15 protein-coding genes and 6 tRNA genes are annotated in these 14,630 nt (G+C 65.1%); 7 read left to right on the top strand and 14 right to left on the bottom strand.

Going from position 1 to position 14,630, the window contains the following annotated elements:
• Positions 1 to 10: 10 nt before the first annotated feature.
• The 5 genes from AC1DIM_RS09285 to AC1DIM_RS09305 all read right to left on the bottom strand — a co-directional run bounded on the left by AC1DIM_RS09285 (position 11) and on the right by AC1DIM_RS09305 (position 4,450).
• The gene (locus AC1DIM_RS09285; protein WP_477710244.1) at positions 11 to 1,126 is read right to left on the bottom strand and encodes a threonine aldolase family protein; all 1,116 of its coding nucleotides are present in this window, start codon (positions 1,124 to 1,126) and stop codon (positions 11 to 13) included.
• A 16-nt stretch (positions 1,127 to 1,142) separates the two neighbouring features.
• On the bottom strand, positions 1,143 to 1,910 hold the full coding sequence (locus AC1DIM_RS09290; RefSeq protein WP_477710201.1) for an SDR family oxidoreductase: 768 nt from the start codon (positions 1,908 to 1,910) through the stop codon (positions 1,143 to 1,145).
• Entirely contained in the window at positions 1,907 to 3,274 is a 1,368-nt protein-coding gene (locus AC1DIM_RS09295) for a DUF6421 family protein (protein WP_477710202.1), read from the bottom strand. The genes AC1DIM_RS09290 and AC1DIM_RS09295 overlap by 4 nt, the downstream gene beginning before the upstream one ends.
• A gap of 154 nt (positions 3,275 to 3,428) precedes the next feature.
• The gene (gene msrB / locus AC1DIM_RS09300) at positions 3,429 to 3,944 is read right to left on the bottom strand and encodes a peptide-methionine (R)-S-oxide reductase MsrB (protein ID WP_477710203.1); all 516 of its coding nucleotides are present in this window, start codon (positions 3,942 to 3,944) and stop codon (positions 3,429 to 3,431) included.
• 14 nt (positions 3,945 to 3,958) lie between these two features.
• A complete protein-coding gene (locus AC1DIM_RS09305) occupies positions 3,959 to 4,450 on the bottom strand; it encodes a hypothetical protein (RefSeq protein WP_477710204.1) in 492 nt (163 codons plus the stop codon).
• Positions 4,451 to 4,546: 96 nt separating this feature from the next.
• Here AC1DIM_RS09305 and AC1DIM_RS09310 point away from each other — a divergent pair, with 96 nt between their 5' ends.
• A complete protein-coding gene (locus tag AC1DIM_RS09310; protein ID WP_477710205.1) occupies positions 4,547 to 5,824 on the top strand; it encodes an alpha/beta hydrolase family protein in 1,278 nt (425 codons plus the stop codon).
• Here the strand turns inward: AC1DIM_RS09310 and ybaK are convergent.
• From ybaK to AC1DIM_RS09325, 3 genes are read right to left on the bottom strand one after another with little or no spacing between them, the layout of a single operon-like run.
• The gene (gene ybaK, locus AC1DIM_RS09315) at positions 5,821 to 6,318 is read right to left on the bottom strand and encodes a Cys-tRNA(Pro) deacylase (RefSeq protein ID WP_477710206.1); all 498 of its coding nucleotides are present in this window, start codon (positions 6,316 to 6,318) and stop codon (positions 5,821 to 5,823) included. The two genes, AC1DIM_RS09310 and ybaK, sit on opposite strands and share 4 nt — an antisense overlap.
• A gap of 19 nt (positions 6,319 to 6,337) precedes the next feature.
• Entirely contained in the window at positions 6,338 to 6,799 is a 462-nt protein-coding gene (locus AC1DIM_RS09320) for a SufE family protein (protein ID WP_477710207.1), read from the bottom strand.
• A gap of 10 nt (positions 6,800 to 6,809) precedes the next feature.
• Entirely contained in the window at positions 6,810 to 7,721 is a 912-nt protein-coding gene (locus tag AC1DIM_RS09325) for a sulfurtransferase (RefSeq protein WP_477710208.1), read from the bottom strand.
• 213 nt (positions 7,722 to 7,934) lie between these two features.
• Between AC1DIM_RS09325 and zapE the strand changes: the two genes are divergently transcribed.
• Positions 7,935 to 8,972, top strand: a complete 1,038-nt coding sequence (gene zapE / locus AC1DIM_RS09330) for a cell division protein ZapE (RefSeq protein ID WP_477710209.1) — start codon at positions 7,935 to 7,937, stop codon at positions 8,970 to 8,972.
• Between the two features lie 168 nt (positions 8,973 to 9,140).
• Here the strand turns inward: zapE and AC1DIM_RS09335 are convergent, their stop codons facing one another.
• The 6 genes from AC1DIM_RS09335 to AC1DIM_RS09360 form a co-directional block, all read right to left on the bottom strand.
• Complete coding sequence (locus AC1DIM_RS09335) at positions 9,141 to 9,395, bottom strand: antitoxin (RefSeq protein ID WP_477710210.1); 255 nt, start codon at positions 9,393 to 9,395, stop codon at positions 9,141 to 9,143.
• Between the two features lie 244 nt (positions 9,396 to 9,639).
• Positions 9,640 to 9,711: transfer RNA gene (locus AC1DIM_RS09340), tRNA-Val, on the bottom strand.
• Positions 9,712 to 9,754: 43 nt separating this feature from the next.
• Positions 9,755 to 9,827 (bottom strand) — tRNA-Gly (locus tag AC1DIM_RS09345).
• Between the two features lie 58 nt (positions 9,828 to 9,885).
• Positions 9,886 to 9,960: transfer RNA gene (locus AC1DIM_RS09350), tRNA-Val, on the bottom strand.
• Positions 9,961 to 10,001: 41 nt separating this feature from the next.
• A tRNA-Cys gene (locus AC1DIM_RS09355) sits at positions 10,002 to 10,072 on the bottom strand.
• A gap of 46 nt (positions 10,073 to 10,118) precedes the next feature.
• Positions 10,119 to 10,191, bottom strand: a tRNA-Gly gene (locus AC1DIM_RS09360).
• Between the two features lie 228 nt (positions 10,192 to 10,419).
• Here AC1DIM_RS09360 and AC1DIM_RS09365 point away from each other — a divergent pair.
• The 5 genes from AC1DIM_RS09365 to AC1DIM_RS09385 all read left to right on the top strand — a co-directional run bounded on the left by AC1DIM_RS09365 (position 10,420) and on the right by AC1DIM_RS09385 (position 14,615).
• Positions 10,420 to 10,491: transfer RNA gene (locus AC1DIM_RS09365), tRNA-Val, on the top strand.
• Between the two features lie 93 nt (positions 10,492 to 10,584).
• Positions 10,585 to 11,445 (top strand): cytochrome, encoded by an 861-nt coding sequence (locus AC1DIM_RS09370; protein ID WP_477710211.1) that lies wholly within the window; start codon positions 10,585 to 10,587, stop codon positions 11,443 to 11,445.
• 97 nt (positions 11,446 to 11,542) lie between these two features.
• Positions 11,543 to 12,136 (top strand): peptide deformylase, encoded by a 594-nt coding sequence (gene def, locus AC1DIM_RS09375; protein ID WP_477710212.1) that lies wholly within the window; start codon positions 11,543 to 11,545, stop codon positions 12,134 to 12,136.
• Entirely contained in the window at positions 12,133 to 13,053 is a 921-nt protein-coding gene (gene fmt, locus AC1DIM_RS09380) for a methionyl-tRNA formyltransferase (RefSeq protein WP_477710213.1), read from the top strand. Before def ends, fmt begins: the two co-directional genes overlap by 4 nt.
• Positions 13,050 to 14,615: an RsmB/NOP family class I SAM-dependent RNA methyltransferase gene (locus AC1DIM_RS09385; protein WP_477710214.1), complete on the top strand. Its 1,566-nt coding sequence runs from the start codon at positions 13,050 to 13,052 to the stop codon at positions 14,613 to 14,615. The genes fmt and AC1DIM_RS09385 overlap by 4 nt, the downstream gene beginning before the upstream one ends.
• The last annotated feature ends 15 nt before the right edge of the window (positions 14,616 to 14,630 follow it).

Here is a 14,630-nt window from a genome sequence, read left to right on the forward strand (position 1 = left end):
TCCGGTCATGCTACCTTGCCGCCCTGCCCTCATCGTGGGCGGCAAGTTCACGCCGGATCGCGGCTACGAACGCGTCAATGTCCGCTTCGCTGGTGTCGAAGGAACACATCCAACGGACCTCCCGGGCGGCTTCATCCCAGTCATAGAAACGGAAGGACTCCCGCAACCGGTCCGCCACCCCGGCCGGCAGGACCGCGAACACGCCATTGGATTCGGTCTTTTGGGTGGGCTCCACGCCGTCGATCGCCTCCACCGCGGTCCGCAGCCGGGCGGCCATGGCGTTGGCGTGCGCGGCTGAACGAAGCCACAGATCGCCCTCCAGCAGCGCAATGAACTGGGCCGAGAGGAAGCGCATTTTTGAGGCGAGCTGCATGTTCATCTTGCGGAGGAACACCAGGCCATGGGCGGCTTCAGGGTTCAGGGCAACCACCACTTCGCCGTAAAGTAGCCCGTTCTTGGTGCCGCCGAAGGAGAGGATGTCCACTCCGGCGTCACGCGTGAACGCCCGCAGTGGCACGCCGAGGTGGGCAGCCGCGTTAGCCAGCCGCGCCCCGTCCATGTGGAGTTTCATGCCCTTTGAGTGGGCGTGCTCGGCGATGGCGCGCACTTCGTCCGGGGTGTAGCACGTGCCCAGCTCGGTGGTCTGGGTGATGGAGACAGCCAGCGGCTGTGCGCGGTGTTCATCGCCGAAGCCCCACGCTTCGCGGTCGATCAGCTCCGGGGTCAGCTTGCCGTCGGGTGTGGGGACCTGCAGCAGCTTGATACCGCCGATGCGTTCCGGGGCGCCGTTCTCGTCCATGTTGATGTGGGCCGTCGACGCACACACCACAGCGCCCCAGCGTGGCAGCAGCGACTGGAGGGACAAAACGTTGGCCCCGGTGCCGTTGAAGACGGGGAAGCATTCGATGCCGGGCCCGAAGTGCTCTTCCATCAGTTCCTGCAGGCGGACCGTGTAGTCGTCCTCGCCGTAGGACACCTGGTGGCCTTGGTTGGCTGCCGCGAGTGCGGCCAGGACTTCGGGGTGGACGCCCGAATAGTTGTCAGACGCGAAGCCGCGAACGGACGGATCATGCAGCCGCGCGGTGGCGTTGTCGGTCCGGGTGGCGGCAGGTGCCGTAGTTGTCATTGATTTGCTCACGTTCTCAGTCTAGGGACGTCAGGGCGACGGGTGCCGTGGAGCCGGATCCTGGAACCAGCCGCAACTGCCGGCCGTTCAGCTCAGTCGCCGGGCGGCCGAAAAGTCCGACGACGGCGGCCGCCAGGTCCTCGACATCGGTGGCGCCGGGGAAGGTCCGTTCCGGGTGCTCCTGCCGGAGTCCGGCGTCCACCAGCGCCTTCACCACGAACACAACGGCGGCGCTGCGGAGCTCCGTGCCTGCGCCGGCGGCCGCGCGGGCCAGTCCATCGGCCACGGCCAAGGTCCAGGCTTCGGCAGCGGCCTTGGCCGCGACGTAACTGGCAGTGGCTGCCGCCGGATGCGCCACTGCGGTGGAGGAGACGATGGCGAGCCTCCCTTTGCTGGAGGCGGCGAGGTCGTCATAGAAAACCCGGGACACGTTCCGGAGCGTGGTGATGGCGCCGCGCTCCAGGAAGTCCCAGTCGGCATCGCTCTGGTCCGTGATGCCCTTGGCACCGCGCCAGCCGCCCACCAGATGGATGACGGCATCCATCGGCCCCGCCGATTCCGCGAGTGCGTCCCGGAGGGCGCGGACACCGGCCAGATCAGCAAGGTCGCACACCAGGGGAGTGACGCCGTCGCCCGCTCTTGTTGCGGCGGCGTCGATCCGCGCCTTATCGGAACCCACGGTGAAGACCCGGAACCCGGCCTGCCGCAGCGCTTTGGCCGCAGCGATCCCCGAAGGTCCGCTGCCGCCGGTGACCAAAACATTCAACTCGTTGGGTTCGTTCATAGGGCGGAGGCTCCTGTGATGCCTGCGGTGGATTCGATGACCGGGCGCATTTTCTTCTCCAATGCCTCGTAGAACATGGACAGCGGGAATTCGTCGTCCAGCACCTGGTCCGTGAGGCCGCGGGGCGGGCCGGACACCGGAAGGGCGTCGGCGCCTTTGGCCCAGACAGATGCGGGGCTGGGTGTGACGGTTCGGGAAATCAGGTCATAGGCGGCAAGCCAATGCGCGGTCTTGGGCCGGTCGATGGAGCGCCAGTACAGGTCGTCGATGGCGGTCCCGAGTGCGATCACTGCGTCCGGCACCTGGTCCCAGTCGATGCGGAGCCGGGTGTCGGTCCAGTGCAGAACGTGGTGCTGGTGCAGCCAGGCGAAGAGCAACTGGCCGCCGAGGCCGTCATAGTTGCGCACCCGGCTGCCGCTGATCGCAAAGCGGAAGATCCGGTCGAAGATGATGGCGTACTGCACGAGTTTTGCGTGCCGGCGCGCTTCCGGCCGGGCATCGTCGTCCTTTTCAATCCGGACGGACTCCCGGAAAGCGGTGAGGTCGCAGCGCAGTTCCTCCAGCGAATACAGGAAGTACGGCATGCGCTGCTTGATCATGAACGGGTCAAAGGGCAGGTCCCCGCGCATGTGGGTGCGGTCATGAATCAGGTCCCACATCACAAACGTGGCCTCAGCCAGTTCCTGGTCCGCCAGGAGTTCAGCGGCACCCTCCGGAAGATCCAGGGACGTAATGTCCGCCGCCGCGCGCAGGACGCGGCGGAAGCGGGCAGCTTCGCGGTCCGCGAAGATGGCGCCCCAGGTGAAGCTAGGCGTTTCCCGGACAGCTATGGTTTCCGGAAAGAGCACGGCCGAATTGGTGTTGTAGCCGCGGGTGAAGTCCAGGAACCGGATGGGTACAAAGAGTTTGTTGGAATATTCTCCAGCTTCCAGCTCGGCCACGAACTCTGGCCAGATCACTTCAACCAGGACGGCCTCCACCAGCCTGCTGCTGCTTCCGTTCTGCGTGTACATGGGGAAGATGACAAGGTGTGCCAGCCCGTCCTGGCGCTGCAGCTGCGGCTGGAAAGCCAGCAGCGAGGAAAGGAAGTCCGGCACGCCGAACCCATTTTTCACCCAAGCCTCGAAGTCGGCGACGACGGCACCCAGGTAGGCGGCGTCGTGCGGGAAGAGGGGTGCCAGTTCCTTGACGGCCTCGGTGATGGCGGCAACTTCCAGGGCAGCAGCGGCGTGGTGGGCCGGTTCAGGCACTGAACCGTCCTGGCTCTGCAGCGCCTGGAGAGCTTCCGCTGCGGTCCTGAGCGTCAGCCAGGTGGGATTTTCGGCGCTGATCCTGGTGGGGCGGGCGGTGATGGTGACGGTCATTGACGACTGCCTTTCTCCTTGCTTGGGGCATCTACGGCGAGCGTAGCAAGCATCCAGAGTCCCTAACTCAAAAGACGGCTTGAGCATAAGAAAGTCTCATGCTCAAGCCGTATCGAAGCCCGGCCAGATACGGCCGGACCTCTGCCTGAGCGGGTCAGGACTCTGCGGATTTGTGCCCGTCCGCAGCCCGTGGAACCAGTTTCAGGGACACCGAATTGATGCAGTACCGCTGGTCAGTGGGGGTACCGTAACCTTCCCCGGCAAACACATGGCCCAAGTGCGAGTCGCAGTTTGAGCACCGCACCTCAACCCGCTCCATGCCGAGGGTGCGGTCATGGATGTACCGCACAGTGCCGTCAGCCAGGGGCGCCCAGAAAGACGGCCAGCCGCAGTGGGAATCGAACTTTTCGTTGCTCCTGAACAGTTCTGCCCCGCAGGCACGGCACTGGTAAACACCCTCTGCGTGGGTGTCCACGTACTCGCCGGTGTAGGGACGCTCGGTGCCCGACTGCCGCAGCACGTGGTACTCCTCCGGAGTGAGCTCCTGCCGCCACTCGTCGTCGGACTTCCGGACGGCGGGCTCGGGCGCGTCGGGTCCGGCGCCCAGCGCCGACGCCGGGATCGAATCGGTGGCTTTGTTTCCGAAAACGCTCTTTCCAAAGATACTCATAGTGTGCTCAACGCTCAGGAGTCGCCGATAAATCCCGAACCGGCATACAGGTGGAGCACGGGGAGCCCCAACTGGTCCTGGGCTTTGTTGGCCCAGTCCGTATGGAAGGTGTCCGCAACCGCATGCGGCCGGGTGATCACCACTGCCTGTGAAGCACCGAGTTCCTTCACTTTGGCAACCAGGCCATTAACGGCACCGCCATCCACCACTTCGCCGGTGACGCCGCCACCCAGCCCTTCGAGGGCAGCCAGTGAGACCGCCAGCGTCTCTGCAGCCTCCGCCCTTTCAGCGCTGGGATCAGGGCTATGCGCGGCCAGGTCGCGGAAGGCTTTGGCGACATCCAGCATGGACAGATTCTCAAGGAAATCCACCAGGAGGTGCCGCTCGGTGTTGGCCGGGACCAGCAGGACAAGTCCTGTGTCCGAGCCGTCCACCAGCCGTTGGATGTTGACGCGGTCATCTGCACCCAGGGGTTCTTCAGTCAGAATGACGATTGGATCGCTCATGGCATCAGCCTAGCGGTGCGCGCTGGTGCCTGCACAGAATGGACACCACGGCGGTCGAAATGTGGCCAACCGGCCCGCGGCGGTAAGAATGGTTCCATGGCACCTTCCACGCGAACTCCCACGTTGACGGCGATACTCCCTGTTGACGCCGGCGGCCGCCTGTCGCTGCGCGCGAAATGGGCTTTGGGCGGGGCCATAGGTGGCGGTGCCCTTACCGGCCTGCTTGCCACGGGTTCCTCAGCCCTTGCACTTTACTTTGCCCGGCGGGTGATCACTCCCGTCAAGCAACGGGCGGCCGACCAGGAAGTTCTGGCGGTCATCCGGGAAGGCGACGGAATGCAGGTCATCCTGGCCGCTACGCCGGAAACGACCGTGGACGGTGTCTACGGCTTCTTTTTCGACGGCGGCAAGGGGCATGCCCGAATCGGCCGAATCGTCTCCTACTCGCCGGCAGACGGCACAGTCCTGCGGGAAGTGGAGGCCGTGTATGCCGGCGACTTCGACACCGCACGCCGCGGGTGGTGGAGCGGGGCACTGTATCCGGATCCAGCCGCCGCCGGGATCGCGTCCGAGGACGTGCTGATCGACGTCGACGGCGGCCAGGCGCCGGCATGGCTGGTCCGGGCAGAGGGCGGCGCCCGGATATGGGCCATCATGGTTCACGGCCGAGGGGCAACCCGCCAGGAGACACTGCGCGCCGTAGCCCCTGCCCGCGACCTCGGACTGACCAGCCTGCTGATCTCTTATCGGAACGACGGGCTGGCCCCGTCTGCCGACGACGGCCGGTACGGCCTCGGATCCACGGAGTGGCGGGATGTGGAAGCGGCCATCGAGTATGCCCTGGCCAACGGCGCGGAGGAGATTGTCCTCTTCGGCTGGTCCATGGGTGGCGCCATTTGCCTGCAGACCGCTGACCTGTCCCATTACCGTCACCTCATCCGGGCCCTGGTCCTGGATGCGCCGGTCATCAACTGGGTTAATGTGCTGGCCCACCACGCCCAGCTGAACAGGATTCCGTCCTTGGTGGGACGCTACGGGCAGCTGATGCTGGGCCATCCCCTGGGACGCAGGCTTACCGGCCTTTCCGCGCCCGTCGACCTCAAGGCCATGGACTGGGTGGCGCGTGCCGTTGAAGTCCGCACGCCCACGCTGATCATTCACAGCGTCGACGACGAGTACGTTCCCTATGAGCCGTCTGCCATCCTGGCCGAACGGAATCCGGACATGGTCACGTTCGAAACCTTCAGCCGCGCCAGGCATACCAAGGAATGGAACGTCGATCCTGAGCGCTGGGAAAGCCTGGTCAAGGCGTGGCTCCGCCCCCAGGTGGCTCCACGTACCAATCCAGGCCAGCGCAGTCCGGAGGAACCTTAGGGCGTGCCCGTGCCGATGTCGGCGGTGACGGCGGACGTCAGCCGGATGAGCTCGGCCGGCGCCAGCTCTATATCCAGGCCACGCCTTCCGCCGGACACCAGCATGGTCCGGAGGCCGAGGGCACTGGCGTCAACGGCTGTGGGTGAGGCCTGGCGCTGGCCGAGCGGCGAGATGCCGCCCAGGACGTAGCCGGTGCGCCGTTGGGCTGCAGCAGGGTCTGCCATGGCGGCTTTCTTGGCTCCGAGGGCGGCGGCGAAGGCCTTGAGGTCGAGGTTTCCGCTGACCGGCACCACGCCCACTGCCAGCCGGCCTTCGACGTCGACAATGAGGGTCTTGAAGACCTTTTCCGGCGCAATTCCCAGCGCCTCGGCAGCTTCGGTGCCGTAGCTGGCCACGGACGGATCGTGGACGTACGGATGCAGCACAAAGGGAACGCCGGCCGCAGCCAATGCTGCTGTTGCCGGCGTTCCCTGCGAAGAACTTTTGCGTCCCATGGCCAGTTCGGTCAGGACCTCAGGACTCGAGCCGTTGGGTAGCCGCGACCTTGCGTTTGATCCGTCCCAGCATGGCGGTCATGCCCCTCATCCGCAGCGGTGTGATGGCACGCGTGAGGCCCAGCAGTTCCGGCATGTCGTCCGGAATGGCCAGTATCTCCGCAGCGCTGAGCCCGTTGAGTCCCTCGTGCAGCACCCCTGCGAATCCCCGTGTTGTGGGGGCTTCCGGTGGTGCTTTGAAGTACAGCCGCACGCTGTCCGGACTGCCGGCGTCGTTCTTTTCCGTTTCGATGGTCAGGAACAACGGTGACTGGCACTCCACAACCTGCTCAAGGAGTTCCGGATGGTCCTTCAACCGTTCCGGAAGCTCAGGGAGCCCCTGGGAGAATTCCAGCAACAGCTGGAGCCGCTCGGGTTCGGCGAGGGCCTGAAAGTCGTCAACTATGTCCGCCAGCGCGGCGGGAAGGGCTTGGGTAGTCATCAGGTTCAGTTTACGCCGGTACCGTGCCGCGCTCGGTTCCCTTGGTGATCGGCACGCGGACGGCGTTGCCCCACTCGGTCCAGGAGCCGTCGTAGTTGCGCACAGTCTCGAAGCCCAGGAGGTACTTCAGGGCGAACCAGGTGTGGCTGGAACGCTCGCCGATGCGGCAGTACGCCACGACGTCGTCGCCTTCCTTGAGGCCGGCCTCGCCCAGGTAGAGTGCCTCCAGTTCGCCGCGGTTGCGGTACGTGCCATCGCCTGCTGCAGCGCGTGCCCAGGGGATGGATGCGGCCGTCGGGATGTGGCCGCCGCGCAGTGCGCCTTCTTCCGGGTAGGCCGGCATGTGGGTCCGCTGGCCGGTGTATTCCTCGGTGGAGCGGACATCGATGAGCGGCTTGCCGAAGTGTGCCAGCACATCTTCCTTGAACGCACGGATCGGGGCATCGTTGCGCTCCACCACGGGGTATTCGCCGGGTGTGGGCGAAGGCCGGTCGGTGGTCAGTTGGTGGCCTTCGGCGATCCATTTGTCCCGGCCGCCGTCGAGCAGACGGACATCTTCGTGGCCGAAGAGGGTGAAAACCCAGAGGGCGTAGGCAGCCCACCAGTTGGACTTGTCCCCGTAGATCACCACAGTGGTGTCACGGGAGATGCCCTTCGAAGCCGCCAGCGCGGCGAATGCCTTGCCGTCCACGTAGTCACGCAACACTTCGTCGTTGAGGTCTGTGTGCCAGTCAATCTTGACGGCGCCGGGGATGTGGCCGGTCTCGTAGAGGAGGACGTCTTCATCGGACTCCACCAGCACGAGCTTGCCGTCAGCAACCGCGCCCGCCTCCAGGGCAGCGGCCAGCCATTCGGTGGAGACCAGGCGCTCAGGATTGGCGTAGGCGGCGAACTTCTCATTCTTTTCAACGGCGTAGGGCATGGTGATGGCCTTTCATCAGGGTGTTGGCGGATCTGCACATGGTCCGAACCTCACTCCAGCCTAGCCATGGCAGTCCTGCATGTCCGCCCGCCCGTTAACCGGGGGAAATATGGCCTTCGTCACGCGGGGGCTGCGGACGGCCGGCTCCGCGGGGGAGGCCGGGCTGTTGCCGGTATTCTTTCTGGGGACAACCCACCAGCAGAACGGACCACCTTGGTACAGATCGAACAGCTTGCCGCACGCACGCCGGCGGTATCGGTGGATGAACTCCTCAAGGGTTTTTATCCTTCCCCACGGTTTGGCCAAGTTTCCTTTGCCAGCTACCGCCCGGACCCCAACCAGCCTTCCCAAGCGGCGGCGGTCAAGGCGTTGGAGGGATTCGCGGCCGGCGTCGGCGCCGGCGACGGCGCGGGGATGTTCAAGAAGCTCTTCGCCAAGAAGGTCGAAACCAGGGCCGGAATTTACCTCGACGGCGGTTTCGGCGTTGGCAAGACCCACCTGCTGGCTTCACTGTGGCACGCCGCCCCGGGGCCTAAAGCCTTCGGCACGTTCGTGGAGTACACCAACCTGGTGGGCGCCCTGTCGTTCCGGAAGACCGTTGAGGCCCTGAGCCACTACAAACTGGTGTGCATTGACGAGTTTGAGCTCGATGATCCGGGCGACACGGTGCTGATGTCGCGTCTGATGCGTGAACTGGCCGACGCCGGCGTCAAGCTCGCCGCGACGTCCAACACCCTGCCGGGCTCGCTGGGTGACGGCCGCTTTGCCGCCGTCGACTTCGCCCGTGAGATCCAGGTCCTCGCCGACCAGTTCGACGTCATCCGGATCGACGGCGAGGACTTCCGCCACCGCGGCCTGCCGGCCGCCCCGGCCCCGCTGAAAAATAGCCAGCTCTCTGCCCAGATGAAGGCCGAGTTTGACGGTAAGACGGTGGCGCAGGACGAATTCAGTTCGCTGATCGGCCATCTCGCCGGTGTGCACCCGAGCCGGTACCGGCAGCTCATCGACGGCATTGACGGCGTGGTCTGGCGCAACGTGGAAACCATCACCGAGCAGGCAGTTGCCCTGCGCTTCGTGGTGTTGGCGGACCGCCTCTACGACAAGGATGTGCCCATCCTGGCCAGCGGCGTCCCGTTCGACAAACTGTTCACCGACGAGATGATGCACGGCGGTTACACCAAGAAGTACTACCGCGCCGTATCGCGCCTGACCGCATTGGCGCGCGAGGGCCAGAACCACGAGCCGTCCTAGGCTGCCCCGCCAGCGCCAAACCGCGCTCCTGCGGGCCGCGCGCGGCTTTTCCCCGCCGGTTCCTTGGGGGAGTCCGATCCCGCTTAAACGCCAAAGGTGCGGGTGCCGCCTCACGGCGGGACCCGCACCTCCTTGACGTACTAGGGCAACGCCCTGGCCAAATCCTTGTTACGGAGCCTGGTCAACCGGCGGAACCGGGTTGGCCGGCGGCACCTGCTCGCTGGCAGGAGTCTCGCCCGGTGTTCCGTTGTGATCAACGAGTTTGGAAGCGCCATCCTGGAGCTTGTCGACCTGTTCGGCGTACTTGCCGCCGGTCTTGGTGTCGACGAAGTCCCCGGCCTTGGTGATGCCGTCTTTGATGGCCTGCTCGTTGCCATGGATTAGACCCTGAGCCTTGCCCTTAAGATCGTCAATGAGTCCCACGAGCACCTCCCTTCAATCGCGGAGCCAGGTCGCTCCTCCGCAACCGATCCTAGCCCTGTCTCCGGGGCGTGCCAAGGAGATAAGGCGTGGTGGGCGTTCGCCCGCAGCGGATGCATTGTCCAACACTCGTTGCTCTATCAGGTTTGGTCGTCAAACCTGCCGAATAACGGCCGTTGGCGACCATATCTGATAGAGCAACGGGGGGAATGGCAACAAAAAAGCAGCTCACGAGGAGCTGCTGCTGTGGGCGATACTGGGATCGAACCAGTGACCTCTTCCGTGTCAGGGAAGCGCGCTACCGCTGCGCCAATCGCCCGGAACCGGAATGCCGGCTTGGTGGGGTATATCTGGGAGAAGAGAGCGGACGACGAGATTCGAACTCGCGACATCCACCTTGGCAAGGTGGTGCTCTACCAGCTGAGCTACGTCCGCGTATGAAGTATTTTCCGACATGAGGCGGAAGTACTGCATGAAGCAAGTTTGCCTTGCTTGGTGGGCGATACTGGGATCGAACCAGTGACCTCTTCCGTGTCAGGGAAGCGCGCTACCGCTGCGCCAATCGCCCATTGCMMTCCGGSSTGRACCGGAAAACCAWGGTTTTCACCGAGGTGGGTACGGGATTCGAACCCGTGTAWACGGCTTTGCAGGCCGCTGCCTCGCCTCTCGGCCAACCCACCGTGTAAGCGCCGGTTCCAAGAGCCGTTGCCGTGACAGTGTCCTGCGAGCGGACGACGAGATTCGAACTCGCGACATCCACCTTGGCAAGGTGGTGCTCTACCAGCTGAGCTACGTCCGCATGTTGACTGTTGATTCCGTGCCGTTTCGGGCATTTCCTCGCGTTCCAACGAGTAAGAACTCTATAGGAGGTTCAGGGAAACTCCAAATCGGGCCTGCCGGACCGGCGACGACGGCCGTGGATCCCTGCAATCTAGGCGTTTTTGCGAATTACAAGTGTGTAATTCATGGCTGGAGCAATCTCGATTTCCATAAACCCCTTCGGGTCCGCTAGCATTCAAAGGCATCGGGGCGATTGGCGCAGTGGTAGCGCGCTTCGTTCACACCGAAGAGGTCACTGGTTCGAACCCAGTATCGCCCACCGAGGAATCAGGTCCGTTCCCGCTCAAGCTGAGCGGGGACGGACCTTTTTTGTGCCCCGCATTTTGTCAGCCCCCTGTGAAAGAGTCTTTGTATGACTGATCCACTCCTTGCCCACGCCACGGAATATGGCCGTATGTACGCCCGGTCCACGTCCGAACAGTTCTCTGTTCCGTCCATCACCACCGTGATCGGCCAGCAGCCGCACGGGCTGGACGGTTGGTTCGGTTACATGGGCGCCAGCAGCCTGGCCAAGGACCCGCTGCTCGCCGACTGCCTGGGCAGTCCGGCAAAAATTCGGCAGGCCGTCAACCGGGCCTCGAAGGCGGCCGAGACGTATCGCGACGACGCGGCCAAACGCGGCGACCGTGTCCATAACTACTGTGAGCAGGTTGCGCTCCGGGCCCTGGGCCGGCCGCACGCCATGAAGGAAACCCGCGAGGCGCTGGCGGCCAACGGCGAGGAAGCCTTTGCACTGCGGTTTGACGAGTGGTGGGAGCTTTACGACGTCGAACCCATCGCCCCCGAAATCACCGTCTGGAACAAGTCCGTGGGCTATGCCGGGACGCTGGACCTGGTGGCGCGGATCAATGGCCGCATCTGCCTCATCGACTACAAGACGAAAGGCACCACGCGGGACGGCACCGTCAAGCCACTGGACGACAAGGTGGTCATGCAGCTCGTGGCAGGCATGAAGGCCGAGGAAAGCCTGGTTGACCCGATAACCGGCGAGTGGGAGGCATGGAAGTACGGCGAAAACCCGCTGCTTCTTGCCGTGGCCATTGGTGAGACTGAAGTCCGGCCTGTCCGCGCCAACCCGGAGGTCCTTAAGCATCACTGGTGGAAGTTCTGCGCCCTGCGCCGCGTCTGGGAGCTCTCCGCGGACACGCTCGCCGCGGGTACGGCCCTCCTTCCAGTAGCTCCGCCGCCTTCCGTGCACGTACGCAGCGCCTAGCAGTAGAAGGGGCATCAAAGGCATCAGTCCCGGCGGTGATGCCCCTGCACCTAAACTGGATAGGTTCGCCAACACCCACCGTGAGGAAAGACAACACATGGCCATTCTGAATATCCGCATCATTGGTGATCCCGTGCTCCGCACAGTGGCCGATCCTGTGACGGAATTCGGGCCCGAGCTCGCCAAGCTCGTTGCGGACATGACCGAGACCATGGAAGACGTGGAGGGTGCAGGCCTGGCCGCACCACAGATCGGTGTCAGCCAACGCGTCTTTACTTACCGTGTGGGCGGGGTTGACGGCCACATCATCAACCCGGTTTTGGAAAACAGCGACGACTACCAGCCCGACCAGATGGAAGGTTGCCTCTCCATCCCCGGTCTGGGGTTCCCCGTCCGCCGGTTCAGGGCTACAAAGGTCACTGGCATGGACCTCCACGGCAACCCTGTCACCGTTGAGGGGGAGGGCATGCTGGCCCGCTGCTTCCAGCATGAAACCGACCACCTCGACGGCATCCTTTACACCGACCGCTTGGAAGGCGAAGACCGGAAGAGTGCGCTGCGCTCCATCCGGAATGCCAACTATGACGCCATCACTGAACGCACGACGGCGAAGCGCGCCAAGTCAGTCGGGTCCAGTTTTGGGGGCGCGAGCTTTGGCGGCACCAGTTTCGGCGGCGGATCGAACTCATGAGGGTCCTTTTCGCGGGTACACCTGCCGTCGCCGTTCCCTCCCTGGTCGCCCTGGTCAAGGCGGGCTTTGACGTCGTTGCCGTCCTGACCCGCCCGGACGCGCCGATTGGCCGCAAACGCGTGCTCACGCCGTCGCCCGTTGCTGCCCGCGCCGCCGAACTGGGCATCGAGGTCATCCACGCTACCCGCGTTGATGACGCAGTCACGGCGCAAATTACCGCCGCCAAACCGGACGTGGCCGCCATCGTGGCCTACGGAGGACTGATTCCCCCTGCCGCCCTCGCTGTTCCGCCGTATGGCTGGATCAACCTGCACTTCTCCCTCCTTCCCGCCTGGCGCGGGGCTGCCCCGGTGCAGCGGGCCGTTATGGCCGGCGACGACGTGACCGGCGCTGTCACCTTCCTGCTGGAGGAAGGGCTGGACACCGGGCCTGTCTTCGGGACGCTGACCGAAAGCGTCAGGCCGGACGATACCGCGGGGGCGCTGTTGGAACGGCTGTCCCATGGCGGAGCCGTGCTCCTCGCGCAGACACTGTCAGCGGTGGAAGCCGGAAAGGCCTCTCCGCAGCCGCAGGCCGGCGACATTTCGCTGGCCCCCAAACTGACCATCGATGACGGCCGGCTCGACTGGAAGCAGCCCGCACTGGCCATCGGGAGGCGGGCCAGGGGAGTTACTCCCGAGCCCGGGGCCTGGACCACGCTGGAGGGGCAACGGGTCAAGCTGGAACCCGTTCTGCTTCGACCGGCCGGCCCCGCCCTGGCGCCGGGGGCAGTCTTCCTGGACGGCAAAAACGTGTTGGTGGGGACGGGGTCCCACGCGGTGGAGCTGACCAGGATCCAGCCTTCCGGCAAGAAAATGATGGCCGCGGCCGATTGGGCACGCGGCATGGCTTCACTTGAAAGCGTGGTGTTCGAATGAGCGAGTCCGGCGGTAATACAGGCGGCCGTGGCAGGGGTGGCGGCGGAAGCGGCCGGGGCAAGGGCGGCCCGCGTGATTCAAGCACACGAAATGCCCAGGGCCGGGAACGGAACCGAAGCTCCCAGAAGAGTTTCACCGAGAACGCCCCCGCGCAGCGCACCCGCCGGGCGGATCCTGCTCGCCTGGTTGCGTTCGAAGTCCTTCGGGCGGTCGCCGCGGAGGACGCCTACGCGAACTTGGTCCTCCCGTCCCGCATCCGCCATCACGGGCTGGACAAGCGCGACGCCGGCTTCGCGACCGAACTGAGCTACGGTGCCCTTCGCGGCCAAGGCACCTACGATGCCATCCTGGCCCGCTGTGTGGACCGGCCCCTGGACCAGCTCGACCCCGCCATCCTTGACGCCCTGCGCATCGGCGTCCATCAGCTGTTGGCCATGCGCGTCCCTGCCCACGCCGCCCTGGACCAGACAGTTGGCTTGGCCCGCGCCGTGATCGGCGCAGGCCCGTCTGCCCTCATCAATGCGGTGCTGCGGAAGGTCACGGCCCACACCCTGGAGGAATGGGTTGAGCTCCTGGTCGCCGGGGAAAGCGATGAAACCAAAATCGCGTCCATCCTCTACGCCCACCCGGAATGGATTGTCCGGGCCATGCGGCAGTCGCTGGTGGCACACGGACGCTCCGCCACGGAGATCAACGACCTGCTGGAAGCCGACAACGCCGCTCCGGTGGTCAACCTGGTTGCCCTGCCTGGCCTGGGAAGCCTGGCTGAGGCTTTGGAAAACGGTGCCACCCCCGGCGAACTCGTGGAAGGCTCGGCACTGTCCAGCGGCGGCGACCTCGGCAGGCTCGCCTCGGTGCGCGAAGGCAGCACCCGCGTCCAGGACGTTGGCTCGCAGCTGGTGGCCCGGGCCATGGCCGCCGTCGACCTGGGTCCTCGCACCAACGAAGGGGCTGGTGCCACCGGCGAAGCCTGGCTGGATCTCTGTGCCGGTCCGGGCGGCAAAGCCGCACTGCTCGGCGCCCTCGCCCGGCAGCAAGGTGCCACGCTGCTCGCCAACGAACCGGCCCCGCACCGTGCCAAGCTCGTGAGCCAGGCCCTGTCCGCAGTGCCGGCGGATGTCTGGCGCGTCCGGACCGGGGACGGCCGGGAAATGGGTACTGAACAGCCCGAATCCTTCGACCGTGTCCTGGTGGACGTTCCCTGCAGCGGACTAGGTGCCCTGCGGCGCCGGCCGGAGTCCCGCTGGCGCCGCACACCCAAGGACCTGGCCGACCTTGGCCCGCTGCAGCGTGCCCTCCTCACCTCCGCACTGGACGCCGTCCGACCCGGCGGAGTGGTGGCCTATGTGACCTGTTCACCGCACCCGGCCGAAACCACCGCCGTCGTCACCGACGCCCTCCGGAAGCGCAACGACCTGGAACTGTTGGACGCCGGCGCGGTCCTGGACGGCGTGAGCCTCACCGGGAACCTGGGGGCCGGGCACGAGTCCACGGCCCAGCTCTGGCCGCACATCCACAGCACCGATGCCATGTTCCTGGCCCTCATCCGCAAAAAGGCCTGACCCGTGAAAGGTTCG

It is taken from the genome of Pseudarthrobacter sp. 01T43 (genome assembly GCF_056398665.1).

Excerpts from the sequence above, each read along its gene's own strand:
- AC1DIM_RS09385 (WP_477710214.1), top strand. The coding sequence starts at position 13,050 with ATGAGCGAGTCCGGCGGTAATACAGGCGGCCGTGGCAGGGGTGGCGGC.
- msrB (WP_477710203.1), bottom strand. The coding sequence starts at position 3,944 with ATGAGTATCTTTGGAAAGAGCGTTTTCGGAAACAAAGCCACCGATTCG.
- AC1DIM_RS09325 (WP_477710208.1), bottom strand. The coding sequence starts at position 7,721 with ATGCCCTACGCCGTTGAAAAGAATGAGAAGTTCGCCGCCTACGCCAAT.
- fmt (WP_477710213.1), top strand. The coding sequence starts at position 12,133 with ATGAGGGTCCTTTTCGCGGGTACACCTGCCGTCGCCGTTCCCTCCCTG.
- AC1DIM_RS09295 (WP_477710202.1), bottom strand. The coding sequence starts at position 3,274 with ATGACCGTCACCATCACCGCCCGCCCCACCAGGATCAGCGCCGAAAAT.
- def (WP_477710212.1), top strand. The coding sequence starts at position 11,543 with ATGGCCATTCTGAATATCCGCATCATTGGTGATCCCGTGCTCCGCACA.
- AC1DIM_RS09320 (WP_477710207.1), bottom strand. The coding sequence starts at position 6,799 with ATGACTACCCAAGCCCTTCCCGCCGCGCTGGCGGACATAGTTGACGAC.
- AC1DIM_RS09305 (WP_477710204.1), bottom strand. The coding sequence starts at position 4,450 with ATGAGCGATCCAATCGTCATTCTGACTGAAGAACCCCTGGGTGCAGAT.
- AC1DIM_RS09290 (WP_477710201.1), bottom strand. The coding sequence starts at position 1,910 with ATGAACGAACCCAACGAGTTGAATGTTTTGGTCACCGGCGGCAGCGGA.
- AC1DIM_RS09370 (WP_477710211.1), top strand. The coding sequence starts at position 10,585 with ATGACTGATCCACTCCTTGCCCACGCCACGGAATATGGCCGTATGTAC.
- ybaK (WP_477710206.1), bottom strand. The coding sequence starts at position 6,318 with ATGGGACGCAAAAGTTCTTCGCAGGGAACGCCGGCAACAGCAGCATTG.
- AC1DIM_RS09310 (WP_477710205.1), top strand. The coding sequence starts at position 4,547 with ATGGCACCTTCCACGCGAACTCCCACGTTGACGGCGATACTCCCTGTT.
- AC1DIM_RS09285 (WP_477710244.1), bottom strand. The coding sequence starts at position 1,126 with ATGACAACTACGGCACCTGCCGCCACCCGGACCGACAACGCCACCGCG.